Origin of the sequence: Kordiimonas sp. (assembly GCF_048260245.1) — a bacterium.
In the GTDB taxonomy this organism is placed as follows: Bacteria; Pseudomonadota; Alphaproteobacteria; order Sphingomonadales; family Kordiimonadaceae; genus Kordiimonas.
Window position 1 is genome coordinate 30005 of the sequence record NZ_JBLXGZ010000019.1, and the last position, 15907, is coordinate 45911.

Below are 15907 nucleotides of genomic sequence, written 5' to 3' on the forward strand. Positions count from 1 at the left end.
CGTGGCCCCACGCGGCGACATGGTACCGGGTTATGGTTTGGCATTAAGGCAGCACGGGTTTCAACTTGCGCCTGCCCTTGTCCCCGCCTTCCTGAGCGCTGACGAATGTCATGTGCTTCAGGGGCTTGCCACCGAGCATATGATGGCGCGGGCTCGGCTTTCGGGTGGGGCCAGCGTCCATGCCGTCCGGTCCGCCGGCGCACATTGGCTTGATGAAGATGATCTGCCGTGGTTGTCGCACAGGCTTGTGCAGACCTTGTCGCGCCTGTCGCAGGACGCTTTCCCCTTTGCTTTTGACGGCTTCGCCGAAGGGTTGCAGCTGTTGCGCTATGACGGCGGGCCAGAAGGCAGGCCGGGTGATTTTTACGACTGGCATATCGATATCGGCAACGCGGGCAGTACGGTGAGCCGGAAGCTGAGCATTGTGATCCAGCTCAGTGACCCGGCGGAATATGAAGGTGGCGTACTGGAGGTCAACGCGGGCGGCGATGTGGCCGCGATGCCCACAGCACAAGGTACCCTTGTTGCCTTCCCCAGCTTTATGCTGCACAGGGTTTGCCCGGTCACAGCAGGCACACGCTTTTCGCTCGCGGCCTGGGTGCATGGCCCGGCTTTTCGCTGATAGCCGCCGTTAGACGTCGCTATACTGGAGAGAGCGGTCGCTAGGCCCTTTGGTCGGAGTAGCTTTGGCGCAAGCCTACCTGGCGGAGGTAATGCCGAATGGGCTGGGGCCGGCCGAGCAGAAAGCCCTGCACTTCGTCGCAGCGGCTCGCTTTCAACATTTCAAGCTGCGTCGTGGTCTCCACGCCCTCCGCAAGAACCGGAATGCCCAGTCCATGGGCGAGACCGATGACACCTTTCACGATGCCCGCCGAATGTTTGCTTTCGGCCATGCGCATGACAAAGGACCTGTCGATTTTCAATTTGTCGAACGGGAAATTCTGCAAATAGCTGAGTGAGCTGTAGCCGGTACCAAAATCATCCATAGCAAGCCGGATACCAAGGGACTTCAGGTCGTTCAAAATTTTGAGAGCACGGTCACCGTCGGTGATCAGAACACCTTCGGTTATCTCGAACTCCAGGCGGTCAGCGGAAAGGCCGTATTTATGCAGTTTGCGCTGGACCACGTTGACCAGTCCGTCTTCGAGGAACTGAACCGGGGACAGGTTTACCGCAATGCTGACCGGAACTTCCCACGAAGCGGCTTCCTGGCAGGCTTCGTTCAGCAACCAGTTGCTGATTTCGTTGATAATGCCGGTTTCTTCCGCCATTGGAATAAATTCGGCGGGTGAAATCATGCCTTTTTCGGGATGCTTCCACCTTAGCAGGACTTCAAACCCGACAAGGGCCTCGTCCCTGACAAGGTGCTGGGGTTGGTAAACCAGAAAAAGTTCCCCGCGCTCAATAGCCCCTTCCAGATCCCGCTTGAGCTGCCGTCTTTCCTCCAGCTTTTCGTCAATGGCGTGTTCGAAGAAATTATATTGACCGGTGCCTTCCCCTTTCGCGCGCTTCATGGCGATTTCAGCCCTGATCAGCAGATCTTCGGGATCCTGCGCGTCTTCGGGGTACATCGCAATGCCGGTACAGGCGGTAATATTCAACGTCTCGCCTTTTACCGTGATCGGGCGGGTAAGGGTTTGTTTGGCCTTGAGCGCAAGAAAATCGGCGCCGTCGCTGCTTTCTATATCTTCCTGAATGATACAAAACTGGTCGGCGGAGAGCCGCGCAACGGTATCGATCTCGCGGGCTGCTTCCTTGATACGGCCTGCGACGGCTTTCAGCACTTCATCGCCTCCGGCATGACCAAGGCGCGCGTTCAGGTCATTGAACGAATCGATGTCGATAAAATGAAGTGCCACCTTGCGTCTGGCCTTTTTGGCAAGCGCAAAAGAGTGTTCCAGGCGGTGCGAGACTAACAGCCTGTTTGCCAGCCCGGTGACGTTATCGTGTCTTGAGAGATAGTCGATCTGCTGCTGGGCAGTCTGCCTTTCGCGAATGTCCCGAACAATGGCGACCATCGTTGCGTCGGTATGTTCGGGCACGGGTCGGAAGAAGACTTCCGTTGGAATTTCCCGTGCCTCTGTGGCGATCAACACCGCGTCCCCTGCATAACCAGCGGACCTCACGGACGCATCAAAACGCAGGTTCTGGAAACAGACTGAGAAAGACATGCCTTTCAGTGTCGCCAGATGGCGGCCGCATAGTCCGAGGAAGCTATAGTTTGCATCGACAATCTTGCCTTCCGCGTCAAGGAGGACAATGCCTTCCAGCGCTGCGTTGGCCAAACCCCGTAAACGCCGGGTTTCCTGTGAGCGACGCTCGGCAAGATGGCGATCAACCGTGGCGCCAATCAGGCTGAGGGTTAGAATAAGGAAAGTTGCAAGAGTGACAAATATTGCCAGCACGGAATCCGAGAGCGCGCCGGCACCAATAGTGACCGTTGGGTTTGGCTCTATGCTGAGCGCGGTCATGCCGGTAAAATGCAAACCGCAGATAGTAAGGGTAAGGGCAGAGCCGGCATAAACCTGACGCTTTATGCCAGAGAAGCGGCGGTATAGCGCCAAAGTGCTGATGGAACCGACGAAGCCAATCACGAAAGACAGCATAATCCATGAGGGCGTATATGATGTCACGCCCAGAATTCTGAGGCCCGCCATGCCTGTATAGTGCATGGCAGCTATCCCGATGCATATAACAGCGGCACCGGCGATGAGATGACCTTTCGAATTATGGTTGAGGAAGGTCGCAAAGCCCGTGCCAGCGAGCCCCATGGCAATAAGCCCAGATAAAATTGTTGGTACTAGATCGTAACTTTTGGGCAGGCCGACGTCATATGCCAGCATCGCGACAAAATGGGTCGCCCATATGCCAACGCCGGAGGCCATGGCAGTCAACAGCAGCCAACGGGTGCGCGTCGTTGTTGTTGTTTCCTCTGCCCGAAGAACAAGATTGATTGTTGTATAACAGGCAAATGCACAGATGGCTGCGGCCAAAAACACCAGCCTGAGGTCATGGTCGATAGCGATGCAGCGGTAGAACTCGTTAAACATAAGGCCTGCATAAGGTTCATTGATTTCTGCACACCACTATGCCACGGATTTCTTAACAGTTTGTGTGCAAACGGCGGCTCGGCATGCATACTTTCAGTGACAAGTCCCGCAAACAAGCCATTGCACTGGCGACAATAACTTGGCTATTCCTGCAGCACCATGTGCCGCAGGAAGCGACAAGCTAAACACACGTTGGCTTTCAAGCTTTTCTAGTGGGTTTCTGGCGCGTTCTGGTGCCGGTTTTCGCCTTGGTGGCGCCTTTGGTTTTGGGCCGGGCTTTTGGTGCAGGCGAGATGGCCTGCGGCTGCTCCCTTTTTGTGAATAATTCGGCTAACTCACGTTCAGCCTGCAGCCAGTGGTCTAGCGCATGACCAGTTGGCCGGCCTTCCTGTTCCCATATCAAAAAGCTGCGTTGGGCGATTTGCTCATGTGGCTGGTGCGGCATCGGGTGCTCCTTTAATTTTGAAGAAAGAAGAACACAAAACAGGCCCGCGGGTAATCTCGCGAGTCGGTATTCACTTTAGCACAGCAGCATGTCAGAAACTTGACCAACTGACTTGATCGGCGGGTGTCTTTTGCTCATGGAAGGTTGTCGGCAAGGCCGAGGCGCCGCCGCCAGAAGGGCTTGCCTGCGAAGCGGCTTTCACTTCCGTATAGCTGTGCCCTTACGCGCGCAAACTGTTCAAAATCGTGAAAGACGCGGCGGCCATAGGCTTGCAGCTTTTCTGTGTGACCAAAGATGAGTTTATGGGCGATGGCGGTTCCGGCGTCATGCCCGTGCATCAGGGCCTTGGTTATGCCTGCGGACGAGATTGGGTCGTAGCTGCTGGCCGCGTCGCCCACAGCAAGCCAGCTTTCGCCATATACCGCGGACAGGAGGCTGGATGGGGCTGCACGGGGTATAATGGATATACTGTCCGGCACGGCGCTGGCTGGTATCTGATGGTGTAACCATACGGTGTTGCGAAAAGCTTGGCGCCACCGCGCGGGGTCGCGCAGGTTTTGCTCTTTCACCAGGGCAGCATCGGTACAGTATGTGATGATCGCTTTATTGTCTGGCAGGCGCGCCGCGTACCACCAGCCGTCTTCAACGGATTCGACCAATGTTCGCTCCGACATGGCTTCGCCTGCGGGCATGTCTACAATTGCACAAAGGAAAACAACGTCATCGAGTGTATTACGCATGACGCCGATGCGCCGTGCATAGGCTGCGGGCAGCCCGGACGCGTCAACAACGAAATCTGCCTTGATCGTATGGCGTTTTTTCTCCGGGACCGAGAATTCCAATAAAGCCCCCTCAGGGTACTCGCGTGCGCCCACAAGCCGCCAACCCTGATAAACAGACGCTCCGGCTATGATTGCTTCTCTGAGCATCTGGCTGTCGAAACAGGCGCGGTCAAGGTGATAGCCATGCCCCATGACTTCAAACATGAAGTCATTATAGCCTGGCTCCTTGCTGCTCCAGAGCGATGTGCTCCCGGGGCAGGGCCGGTGTGGACCGTGCAGATTGTTCTTGTCGACCGGATTGTTTAATAGATCTCCCAGCCCCAGTGCACGCAGGGCAGGAGTCGCGGCAGGGGGGATGCTTTCCCCGACCCGGATGGCATTTGGTGGAGGCTCGCAGAATATTTTGACCGAGACGGAAGGCGCGCTTGGCCTGTCGTCCGGTGGCTTCAGGGCACGCAGGAAGGACAGCGCAGTAGCAGAAGCTGCGGGACCACCGCCAATGATGGCGATGGTCTTGCGGTTATGATCATCCTGTTCGGGCACGGCGGTGCCGGTCAGCTTTTGGCTTTGGGAATAGCCGACGTTGGCCATGGCTGTACAACGTCACCGTTCGAGGTGAACAGGCTGGCGACTTCAAGGAACTTGTCAGCGCCGTAGTTGCTGCCCTGATCAGCCGGAATCTGGGTACCCTGGATGATGAAGCCGACCTTGTGCCAGTTGGCGACAAAATCCGGGTAGAGCTGGTAGCGCCCCTCATTTTGCGGATAGTTGGTGTGGGTGCCGTTATCGGCGCCTTCACCGTCACCGCGAACAGAGAACAGCTGGCCACCAAGGTTCCAGACTTTATTGTTCGTGTCAAAGGTGCACAGGTTGGCCGGGTGAACCTGCACCGGGCGCTGCGCGGGCCATGACCAATAGAGCGTGTTATTCTGGCGCGGGTTGGGGTCGGGCTCATGCACTGCACAGCTGTTATAGTCGGTGTGCCAGGGCTGAGACATGAACTTACACAGGTCTCCCGGTTCGACCATCGCTTTCTGTAACGGGACATAGCCCACGCCGAGGAAAGGCTCATCCTTGCTGGCCTTGGTATAGTCCAGCGGCTGCTGGTTCACCCGGAACGGCCCGGTTTCGCCCTGCCAGCTTTGTTTATAGAGGTTTACGTCCCGTACAATGAAGGTCAGGTCAATGCCCGGCGAATACCGCCCGCCAAGGCAGTTGTGCAGCACGTCACGGTCCAGCGCTTCACCGCCGCCAATGGCGGGGGCGTCCTCGACCGACACACCGTCATACCACTGCATCATGAGGAAATATTGCGTGGGGCTGAGGGACAGGAAGCTTTTGGTTGCGTCGCCAAGCGCCAGCGGCATTTTCACGCCTTCCCCGTCCTCGTCCGGGTTGTTGGGGTCGCGCAGCAGATCCTTGAAGTTGGGGATGCGCTCCTTGGGGTTATCCTGATAGCTGATCTGGGCCATATAGTTATGACCGTTCACGCCCTTGTCGGGCAGGCTGGTATTCCAGCGTTGCAGGAAAGCGCCGTGGAAGACCGGCAGGATATCGCCGTAGAATGATGCTTGGTAGCTGGGCTGGTACTGGCCGCCGCTGTATAGCGAGGGGATCAGGCCCAGCTCTTCAACCCAGGTGTTGAACATGTCATCCCAGGTGGAAACCACGTTGCGGGTTTGCGGCGCATAGCCGGGGTCTGTGGTGACAACCCAGCCGCCGACAACCTCCTGTGTGCTCCCGTCGTCGAAGACAACAACAGCGTTCACCGGCCCATCCGAGGTGTCGTCGAACCAGTAGTCGTTATCAATGGGGTCGGTCATGGCGGGTGCGTTGCCGTCCGGCTGGATAATCCCGCTGGCGCGGCCATAAGCACCAGCGACAATCAACCGGCCTGTGCCTTTCTCGATCTCCAGTTCGCCAAGCGTGTCGATGGCGCCGTCATACTGGTACATATTGAAATGATCATCCGGGAAGCTGACGGGGTAGTTGGGCACGTCATGAACCTTGCCAGTGCTGTCGGCGTATTTGCAGGGGGTATTGGCGTCAAAGGAAATGGCGGTGCCTGCGCCACTTGCGGAATGGATGGCGCGGGGGCCCGCGTCAATCACCAGTTGGCTGCGCCGGGTGGTATTGGCAAGGTCGTCACCAAAACTCGGGTCGCGCACAGGCGGGTGGTTCGGCTTGCCGGTGTCGGGGTTGATACCCTTATAGGCGTTGATGCCTTCTTCTTCTCCATTAGCGCTGGTGATCTGGTAGAAGTTGTTCTTCTTGTTTGCCAGGTGCACGGTCCAGACGATGTCGGTGATTTTCTTGCCGCCCACCGTGTCACCGACCTGCACTTCGTGCCCGCCGTCCGCCGCCGGATATTCCTCTTGCGGACTGTCATAGGCATAGATTCGGAAACGCGCCGCCTGGCGTTTCACATTCTGGTCGTTGTCGCGGAAATCGGCAGCTTCAATCGGCGTATCTTCGGTGCCGGGCTTGATGGGCAGGCCGCCAAACAGGCCGGTTTTCTTATCGATAAGGTCGCCGGCGGCGGTTTCAGGCGCGATGTAATATTCTTTCGAATTGCCTACACGGGCAAAGTTGATATTGGGATGGACCCTGAAATAGGTGTCAGACATTGAAGTTCCCCTGAATTCTGTGTGTCAGTATTCTGTGTGTCGGTTGCACGTGAGGCGGGAACCCGGCACGCCCATTTGTGGGGCGCGCCGGGTTGCCGCGCTTCAGTTCTTGGCGGGTAAAAGCTCGTCGCCGTTCTTCATCTGCTGGGACCAGAAATAGATATTCTGGAAAGCGTGCGAGATATTGATGTTCTTGGCAGGCAAGGGCATCAGCTCTGCTGAAGGCGGGAACACCTGTTCCGTATTGTGACAACGAAAACAGTTGTTCATGGTGCTTTGTATCTGCGTGAACGTCTCAATCGTCGCGTTGGACAGTTTCAGCGAACCAATCAGAAGCTGGTTGCCAGCACTGTCAAAATCGGTCGCCAAGGTCATGCCGGGCTTGAGCGCATTTGTCGGGCGGAACCATATGGCACCCACCTCGCGGTAATTGGCCCATACGTCGTCCTCGGCAGCAAGTCGCGGCATCACCGCCTTATTCATGTCAGAGACATTGAGGTCGTTTGTCTCTACGCTTGCTTGCAGTTTGGGGTCGTTCGTGGCGCTGTTGCCAAACTCGTATTGCCGACACGCCTGCGTGATGGGTGACAATTTTTGTGTTGCCTCGTCAAGTTTCAGGTCGGGCGATTTGGCGTAGTTGATATTGCAGCCCGAAAAGGGTGTGCCGCCCTCATAAAACGTATAGTCATCTTTAGAGATTATCGTGGTCGGGGTGAAGTCGGATGGCACATTCGGTGCATTTTCAACCTGCTCAAACGTTGCCCAGATCATCTCCGGATGACCTTTTACCACGCCACCAATATGAAAGCCGACGAGCGCCAAGGTGACCTCGCGGATGTCGCTGGTGTCGATAACGATTTTGCCGCCCTCGTTGGCAAGGCCGTAGACGGAAGATTTCATGGTGAAGAATCTGCTGGTGTCTTCGCCGTTTTCGACGATTCGCCACGATGCTTTCAGTTCAAGGGAGCCAATGGGGAAAGATGTGGTGGCGTTAAACGCGCGGGCGGCGTCTGGGTTTGTGAGATCATTGTCTTCCATGAATTTGACAAAGGTGTCGTCCAGATACTGGGAGTAATAGACCGCGTTGCCGTTCTGGTCGACAAAGATACCGTCTGTGCCGGCTTGGAGGAATTCGTCAAAGGTCTCCGCCTTGTCGCTTTTGCCCATGCGCGGCATCAATACACCACGTGTTTCAACGCCCAGAAGCTCATAGGGCGACGCGAAGCTCAGAAATCGCGGCTGGCCGCCATCGTCTTGTGTTAGCCACAGGAACATCTGCCACGACCATTCATGGAAATTGCAGATAGTGCTGCTGTCAAAGTTTGCGTTGTCAGGTTCTGGAGTCTGGCTGTGGGGAAACCAGCTGTCGATATTTTCCGTCGGGCACGACGACCCGCCATATGCGTTGGCCCCCGACCATGGCGTGATGGCCATGATCATGATCGTTCCGGCCACAAGGGCCGCCTTTGCCATATACTGCTTCATACCAGTCTCCCCCCGTTTGGGATTGCGGTTAGTAGCATCCGGATTGTAGCGTACCGCTGGGCGGAACCGTATGACGGGACAAGGCACAATTCATGCTCTGCGACCACATGGCGTTCTTCAATCTTTGGATGCCAATAAACAACTATAAAGTTTATATCCTGATATATAATTGTATTTTGGACAAAATGCTAAATTAAAAATTTATTTCATGCCATTTATAGCGGTATTTGCACCGTTTAGCACGCTGGGGTAGCGGGACAATCCCATCAGAACGTCAGGCGCCCGGCCAAGGCACCGAATCACTGCATTCGGCGCAGTGGTAATGCGCCGCGGGTCACCTCAGGCAAAGAAACGAATGCGCTCGCCGCCGGATGCCCGTTTGATTGGGGTAATGCTTGCCTCAGCGTAGTCTGGCTTAAAATGGTTCCTTCCGGTTGGGTACAAGTCAATGTGGCCCAGAGAAATGTGGTCGAGAGCGATGTAGTGCGAAAGTCAGACCCAAGTGTAGTAGAACGTGCTGAGCAAGGCCCCGGGAAAAGCCAAGATGGTGCTAACCAGAGACCGGCGTCGCCGTGATTGGCTCTCAGTAAAGAATGACCCCGGTGTCATTTTTCTGTCAAAACACTTGTCGGGTTAAAATGTTTGCGGTATAACAATCCAAATGACACCGGTATCACCTTCTATGACACCGGTGTCATTACGGTCTGCCTTTGGGAAGAGGCAAGTGAAATCTGATTATCAGACTGGAAGGTTCACAATTGACGCCAGCGCCCCTTAAGGGTAGTCGGCGATATAACCTGGGGAGGTTTAACATGATCACCAATATCAATCGGCGCCGCCATGCGCGGCTGCTGGGTACCGTTATCTCATCAGCAATTATGGTGGCCGCAGTGCCTGCAATCACGTGGGCGCAGGACACAAGCTCTGACGCCGCTGAAGTCGATTCGCTGGAAGAAATTGTCGTTACCGGCTTTCGCAGCAGTCTGCAGGCAGCGCTTAGCGCGAAACGCGATTCGGTTGGCTCTGTCGATGCCATCATGGCGGAGGATATCGCTGATTTTCCGGATCTCAACCTAGCGGAGTCATTGCAGCGTATCCCAGGTGTTTCCATCCGACGCGAAGCTGGTGAGGGTCGCAACATTACGGTGCGGGGCCTTGGGCCACAGTTTACCCGTGTTCGGGTAAATGGTATGGAAGGGCTCGGTACGTCAGGCGGTACCGACAGTTCCGGTGGTGCCAACCGGTCACGGCAGTTTGACTTCAACATCTTTGCTTCAGAGCTTTTCAACTCGCTCATCGTTCACAAGACGGCGGAAGCTTCCATTGATGAGGGCGCGCTGGGTGCGACGGTTGACTTGAATACCGGGCGGCCCTTTAGCTATGACGGTGAGACAATCGTTGTCTCGGCGCAGGGTTTGTATAATGACCTTTCCGATAAAATAAGCCCCAGAGCATCAGCGCTGTATTCTAATACGTGGAACGACAAAACCGTCGGCCTATTGCTTGCCGTGTCCTATTCCCAGCGGGATATTCTTGAAGAAGGGGCAAGCACCGTGCGGTGGCAAAACAATGATTTCGCTTCTTGTTCGGGCTGTGCGTCAGATGCCGACTTTGCCGCCGTTAACGCGGCCTATCACCCGCGCATCCCTCGGTACGGCAGGCTGAGCCATGATCAGGAGCGACTGGGCATCAATGCGGCACTTCAATTTGCCCCCGGTGAAAATACGGAAATTGTGATTGAAGGTCTATACGGCTCGCTCAAGGGTACGCGGCAGGAACAGTTTCTTGAGGCTCTGATTCGCAACAATGAAGATGAGATGGATGTCGTTGATTATGCCATCGATAACGGCAAGCTGGTGTCTGGCACATTCAATAACGCCTTCATTCGGGTGGAAAACCGCCTTGATGAGTTGGAGACTGATTTTTATCAGGTAACGGCTACGATCGAGCATGATTTCTCAGATCGTTTTCGTGCTGATGCGCTGTTGGGTACGTCCAAATCGAAATTTGACAACCCTGTACAAACCACCATCATTTTCGACGCCCGTGCAGACAGTTATAGCTATGATTATTCAGCTGACGAAAACCTGCCGTCCTTCGACTATGGTTTTAACGTAACCGACCCGGGTGCGTTTGAATATACAGAGTTCCGTGACCGTCCAAACCATGCCGATAACAGTTTCGACACCCTGCAGTTCAATCTGGAATATGACCTGAGTGACGAACTGAGCGTAACTATGGGTGGTAACTGGAAAAAGTACGAATTCGATGTAGCGGAAGCACGCCGGGATGATCAGGTTGCCGATGTGCTGGGTGCCAGCGTACCTGTTACAGCCTCTCTTGCTGGCTTGCTGGATGGTTTTGGCTCAGGTCTGGATCTGCCAGCAGGCGTGGACACGTCCTGGATTGACCCGAACATCGACGCAGGCGCTGCTCTAGTTGATCTCTATAATCTGCCTGCGACACCGCGTTCCGGTGACATTCGCAATGTCAAAGAAGAAGATCTCGGTGGTTACATCCAGCTTAATATTGACACCCAGTTTGGCGAAATGCCGTTTCGGGCCAACGCCGGTGTCCGGGTTGTTGAAACCAAGCTTGAATCAACCGGTATCCTCTCAGGCGAGACGGTCGTTGTAGAAAATAGCTACACCGATGTCCTGCCCGCGTTTAATGCGGCCCTGAATGTGACGGAAGATTTCATTGTGAGAGGCTCCTACTCGAAGGTGATGTCGCGTCCTTCACTTGGCTCATTGACGCCTGGTGGCTCAATTGGCGTGTTTGGCGATCCTACGCTGAGCTTTGGTAACCCTGACCTGGCACCGTTCAAGGCTGACGCATTTGATGTATCGTTTGAATGGTATTTTGCTGAAGAAGCGCTGTTTTCGGTTTCAGGTTTCTACAAGAAGATCGACTCCTTCATCGCCCGCATCTCGGAAGACAATATCCCGTTTGATACTCTTGGGCTTCCATGCAGCCTACTGGACGCGTCACCGATTGAAGGGCAATGTAATACACCGTTCACGGTTACCCGCAATGTCAACGGTAACGGCGGGAACCTTAAGGGCTTCGAGGTTATTTTCCAGACACCATTCTCATGGTGGGACGGTTTCCTCGGCAATATGGGTGTGACTACCAACTATACCTATGTGACTTCTGAGGTGAATTATGCCGCGCCTGGTGAGGCGGATGACCTTGGCCAACTGGTCGGCCTTTCCGAGAATGCCTATAATGTGACCCTCTATTATGAGGACGAGAAGTTCAGCGCACGTTTCGCTGGTTCTTATCGTGATGACTTCCTCATCCAGTATCCGGACAGGTTGGTAGAGGGTGGCTTCAGCCTCGATTTCTCGGCATCCTATGCATTGACGGAGAATCTGGATGTAACCGTTGAAGCCGTGAACCTGACCGACACCAAATTCAATCAGCGTCATTTGGTGGAAGACGGATCCATCGATCTGCCATACGTCTACCACCACACCGGCCGTAACGTTATCTTCGGTGCCCGGTACAAGTTCTAAAACCGATTGTTGGGGCAGGGCGACGAAGCCTATGCCCCAGCCTCCGGGGTCTCAGGCTCTGAGACCTCCGGCTTCGGCATTTATACCCGCCGATGATTCTACTCTCCCTCGTCAGTGACGATTGAGCGTTTATTCTCTCTTGGGGCAGGACGGAACCCCTTCCAAACGACCTCTGTCCTGGTTCTCAACCTTCGCCTGAAGTGGACCTCCAAGCCGCTTCAGGTTTTTTTTATCCCCCTTTTCCCTGAGGCGGGGCGGTTTATTGCGTGATGGTGATGGCGGCTTCGAGTATGAGCGGGCGCTGGGTGGATACCGTGGCCGGTATGCGGCCGGGATAGGCGCAGTTCTGCATGCTCAGTTCCTGCCGCAAAATCCAGCTGTGCCAGGGTGCGCCATCAACCTTGCAGGCGACGGCAATGGCAGATGGCCAGCCCGGCGGCGGTGCGCGGAAGCGGAATTCTACTTCATCGCCGGTTATAACAGGCGCAGGTGTCGCCTGCAGGCTTTTCCTGCCTGAGGTAATATCCATCCTGTCGGCCCGGCCAAAGCGGAAGGACATCCCGCCATAGCCCTTTTCATTGTCAGATCCGGCGATGGCCACACCGTCCACAAGTGCCGTAAGCGCCACACGGACGTGTAACCTGCTTCTGCCGTCCTTTGTGGGCCAAACATGCACCTCGGTATCCTCGTGCAGGAAATCCGTCGGTGTTGGGGTGGCGTCTGTGCGCCAGACTGTCGTGGTGCGGAGCTCCACACCGCCGTCCGGCAAGGTGTTTGTGGACCGGCTGACCGGGATATAGGTTATATGGTCACCCACCCAAGCATCGCCCACGCCTTTACCGCTGATAAACAAACCACGCCACGACCAGAAGATACCCCGGTGGTGGATATGATCTGCGGGGGCGTTCTCGGTAACAGGGGCGCCTGACGGTGCCATGACAGGGTGCAGGTAGTTGGTGCGCCAGGGTTCTGCGCTGTCGGGCGGGCTGGTCTGGTACCTGAGCATCAGACCCGTGTCGTCGGCGACATCGATATGGTCTGCCGCGTTGCGGATGCTCAGCGTGGTATCTGGCGCTTCGCTGCACGCGGCCACCGATGTGACGGCCGCGCACAACAGGAAGGAGTATAACCTTTTCGCCATATTACTTCAGCAGGTTAGGCAGCCACATTGAGATAATCGGCACGTAAGCCACCAGTATCAGCACAGCGAGCCCAGCCAGATAAAACGGCCACAGGGTCTTGAGTGTCTGCGCGATACTGATCTTGCCGATGGCTGTGCCGACAAACAGCACCGACCCCACAGGCGGTGTAATCAGCCCGATCCCGGCGTTGAGCACAAGGATGATGCCAAAGTGCACAGGGTCGATACCAAAGGCTTTTGCAATTGGCAGGAAGATCGGTGTGCATATGATGATTAACGGCGCCATGTCCATGAAGGTACCAAGGATCAGAAGCGCGATGTTGATCAGGATCAGGATACCGATCGGGCTGTCGGTCAGGGCGCTGATTGCCTCAACCGCTTTGGTCGGTACTTCAAGGTAGGCCATGAGCCAGCCGAAGGCAGCGGCGGAGCTGATGACAAAAAGGATGACCCCGCTCATGCGGGCCGCACGCATACAGGCTGCAAAAAACTCCGACCACGGCAGGTCGCGGTACAGAAGCGCCGTTACGGCAAGGGCATAGAGCACGGCGACCGACGCACTTTCGACCGCGGTGAAGATGCCGGCGCGGATACCGCCAAAGATGACAAAAATCAGCAGCAGGCCCGGCAAGGCTGCGATGAACCGCACGGCCAGTTCGGAAAAACCGGGGAATTTGGCGGTCTCGTAACCACGCTTGCGGGCAATGATATAGGCGGTGAACATGATGGCAATCATCAGCATCAGTGCCGGGATAATACCCGCGGCAAACAGGTCCGCGATCGAGATCGAGCCGCCAGCAGAAGCGGAATACAGAATAAGGTTATGGGACGGCGGCACCAGAAGCGCCACCAACGCGGAGGCCACCGTCACATTGACAGCGTAATCCCGGTCATAACCCCGTTTGACCATTTGCGGGATCATGGCACCGCCCACAGCAGACACGTCCGCAAGCGCGGAGCCCGAGACGCCGCCAAAAAACAGGCACGACAGTACGTTCACCTGTCCCAGGCCGCCACGGATATGGCCGACAAAGGCGGTCGCCAGTGAAATCAGCTTGGCGGAAATTCCGCCCGACATCATGAGTTGCCCGGCAAAGATAAACAGCGGGATTGCGATCAGCGTTGAGCTGTCGGTCCCGGCCACGGTTTCAATCACAAACACATGAGCGGGAAGGCCGAGGTAAAGCACTGTCAGAAACGAGGCGCTGGCCAGGGCAAAGGCGACCGGCACACCCAGAAGCAGAAGCGCCAGAAAGACAAAAAACAGGATACTAACGGCCATGGGTTTGCTCCAATGTCTCTGTCACAGGGGGTTCGGTCTTGGGTGCGGGCAGAAACAGGCGCTCAATCGCGAACAGACAGATGAGCGCGCCACCGGTGAAGAACGGCACAAAATAGATGCCCGTGGGCAGTGCGGCCCCCGCGACCTTGATGCCCCAGGTGTCTGTGGCCATGATGGATGACCAGATGGTTAGCACGGCACCGATGAGGGCACATACCACAAGTGCAATGGCTTCAAGCCGGGCGCGCCATTTGGGGCCGCTGACCTCGACCAGCAACAGAAAGCGGAAATGCGCGCCGCTTCTGATGCCGACCGCCGCACCCAGCATGAGTGCAAATTTAAGTAGCAGCAAGGCTACCGGTTCGGTCCAGCTTGGCGAATCATTGAGCGCATACCGCCCGATCACTTGCCATACTTCCACCAGCACCAGCGCCACAAGGGAACTGCACGAACCTATAAGCGCCAGAAGTGCCAGTATTCGGAAAGGGCCACTTTCGAGGCCATCACTATCGGTCATCTATCCCTCCCCAGGGGTTGCATGTCGTCACGCCCGCGTGTGTGGGCACTTGCGCATCCGGCCTCAGGCCTGCGCGCGCACCGCTTCATAAAGGCGGCGAATTTCCGGGTCTTTCAGGTAACGGTCCAGAAGCGGTTCCGCCGCTTTCCTGAACGCGTCCTTGTCTACCGGGTTGATCTTTACGCCTTCCGACAGAACAATGTCGCGAGACTTGCCGACCGCCGCGTCCCAGTGTTGCCGCATCACCGGCACGGACCGTTTGGCGGCACCAATCATGAAGTCCCGCTCTGCCGCGCCCAGCGCGTTCGCGACTTTCTCCGACATCAGCAGGATATCGGGGGCAAAAGAATGTTCTGTCTCTGACCAGTAATTGGCAATCTTGTACTGCTGGCTGGTCTGGAAGCTCGGCCAGTTGTTTTCCGCGCCGTCAATCAGATGTGTCTGCAGGCTTGAGAACACCTCGCCATACGACAGCGGTGTCGGGTTGGCACCAAGCGCGGCCACGGTTTCGATGAAGATGTCGGATTGTGGTACACGAAGCTTCAAACCATGCAGGTCTTCAGGTGTTTCGATGGCATGGCGAGTATTATAGAAATTTCGTGAACCCGAATCGTAAATTGCCAAGCCAATCAGGCCGATGGAGCGGCAGGCGGCGAGAATCTCTTCGCCAACCGGGCCGTCGAAAACCCGGCGCATATGGTCAGTAGAATCGAACACATAGGGCAGCGACATGATGCGCGTTGCCGGCACCGCGTTATTCAGCGCGGAGCTGTGCACCCGGGTGCAGGCAAGCGCGCCTACGCGGGCAAGCTGCAGCGTGTCTTTCTCTCGGCCCAACTGGCCGGAATGGTATACGCGCATGCCAAGGTTGCCACCAAAGGCATGCTGCAGTTCAGCGTTCATCCATTGCATGGCCTTCACTGTCGGGAAGTCATGTACATGCACTTCCGCAACACGCAGGGTCTGTGCTGGCGTGCTGGCGCGGGCGATCCCGCCGAGTGCAGGCAAGGCAGTGGCGGCAGCAAGACTCGTGAGCAGATGGCGTCGGTTCATCATGACG

General features: G+C 56.1%; 11 protein-coding genes. 2 read left to right on the forward strand and 9 right to left on the reverse strand.

The genetic code is table 11. From position 1 onward, the window contains the following. Position 1: 1 nt before the first annotated feature. Complete coding sequence (locus ACN0VM_RS11040) at positions 2 to 622, forward strand: 2OG-Fe(II) oxygenase (RefSeq protein WP_417450940.1); 621 nt, start codon at positions 2 to 4, stop codon at positions 620 to 622. A 40-nt stretch (positions 623 to 662) separates the two neighbouring features. Here the strand turns inward: ACN0VM_RS11040 and ACN0VM_RS11045 are convergent, their stop codons facing one another. From ACN0VM_RS11045 to ACN0VM_RS11065, 5 genes are all read right to left on the reverse strand, one after another. Then, entirely contained in the window at positions 663 to 3050 is a 2388-nt protein-coding gene (locus tag ACN0VM_RS11045) for an EAL domain-containing protein (protein WP_417450941.1), read from the reverse strand. Positions 3051 to 3249: 199 nt separating this feature from the next. After that, positions 3250 to 3495, reverse strand: a complete 246-nt coding sequence (locus ACN0VM_RS11050) for a DUF2934 domain-containing protein (protein ID WP_417450942.1) — start codon at positions 3493 to 3495, stop codon at positions 3250 to 3252. A gap of 134 nt (positions 3496 to 3629) precedes the next feature. Continuing rightward, positions 3630 to 4868 carry a tryptophan 7-halogenase gene (locus ACN0VM_RS11055; RefSeq protein ID WP_417450943.1) on the reverse strand — a complete coding sequence of 413 codons (1239 nt, stop codon included), beginning with the start codon at positions 4866 to 4868 and terminating at the stop codon, positions 3630 to 3632. Continuing rightward, complete coding sequence (locus ACN0VM_RS11060) at positions 4832 to 6904, reverse strand: LodA/GoxA family CTQ-dependent oxidase (RefSeq protein ID WP_417450944.1); 2073 nt, start codon at positions 6902 to 6904, stop codon at positions 4832 to 4834. Before ACN0VM_RS11060 ends, ACN0VM_RS11055 begins: the two co-directional genes overlap by 37 nt. Before the next feature lie 102 nt (positions 6905 to 7006). After that, positions 7007 to 8389, reverse strand: a complete 1383-nt coding sequence (locus ACN0VM_RS11065; RefSeq protein ID WP_417450945.1) for a hypothetical protein — start codon at positions 8387 to 8389, stop codon at positions 7007 to 7009. An 812-nt stretch (positions 8390 to 9201) separates the two neighbouring features. Here ACN0VM_RS11065 and ACN0VM_RS11070 point away from each other — a divergent pair. Next, positions 9202 to 11907 carry a TonB-dependent receptor gene (locus tag ACN0VM_RS11070; protein WP_417450946.1) on the forward strand — a complete coding sequence of 902 codons (2706 nt, stop codon included), beginning with the start codon at positions 9202 to 9204 and terminating at the stop codon, positions 11905 to 11907. Between the two features lie 259 nt (positions 11908 to 12166). Here the strand turns inward: ACN0VM_RS11070 and ACN0VM_RS11075 are convergent, their stop codons facing one another. From ACN0VM_RS11075 to ACN0VM_RS11090, 4 genes are all read right to left on the reverse strand, one after another. After that, positions 12167 to 13048: a DUF6807 family protein gene (locus ACN0VM_RS11075; protein WP_417450947.1), complete on the reverse strand. Its 882-nt coding sequence runs from the start codon at positions 13046 to 13048 to the stop codon at positions 12167 to 12169. A 1-nt stretch (position 13049) separates the two neighbouring features. Beyond that, positions 13050 to 14330, reverse strand: coding sequence for a TRAP transporter large permease (locus ACN0VM_RS11080; RefSeq protein ID WP_417450948.1), 1281 nt, complete (start codon positions 14328 to 14330; stop codon positions 13050 to 13052). Further along, a complete protein-coding gene (locus tag ACN0VM_RS11085; protein ID WP_417450949.1) occupies positions 14320 to 14847 on the reverse strand; it encodes a TRAP transporter small permease in 528 nt (175 codons plus the stop codon). The genes ACN0VM_RS11080 and ACN0VM_RS11085 overlap by 11 nt, the downstream gene beginning before the upstream one ends. 63 nt (positions 14848 to 14910) lie before the next feature. After that, complete coding sequence (locus ACN0VM_RS11090) at positions 14911 to 15903, reverse strand: TRAP transporter substrate-binding protein (protein WP_417450950.1); 993 nt, start codon at positions 15901 to 15903, stop codon at positions 14911 to 14913. Positions 15904 to 15907 lie beyond the last annotated feature (4 nt).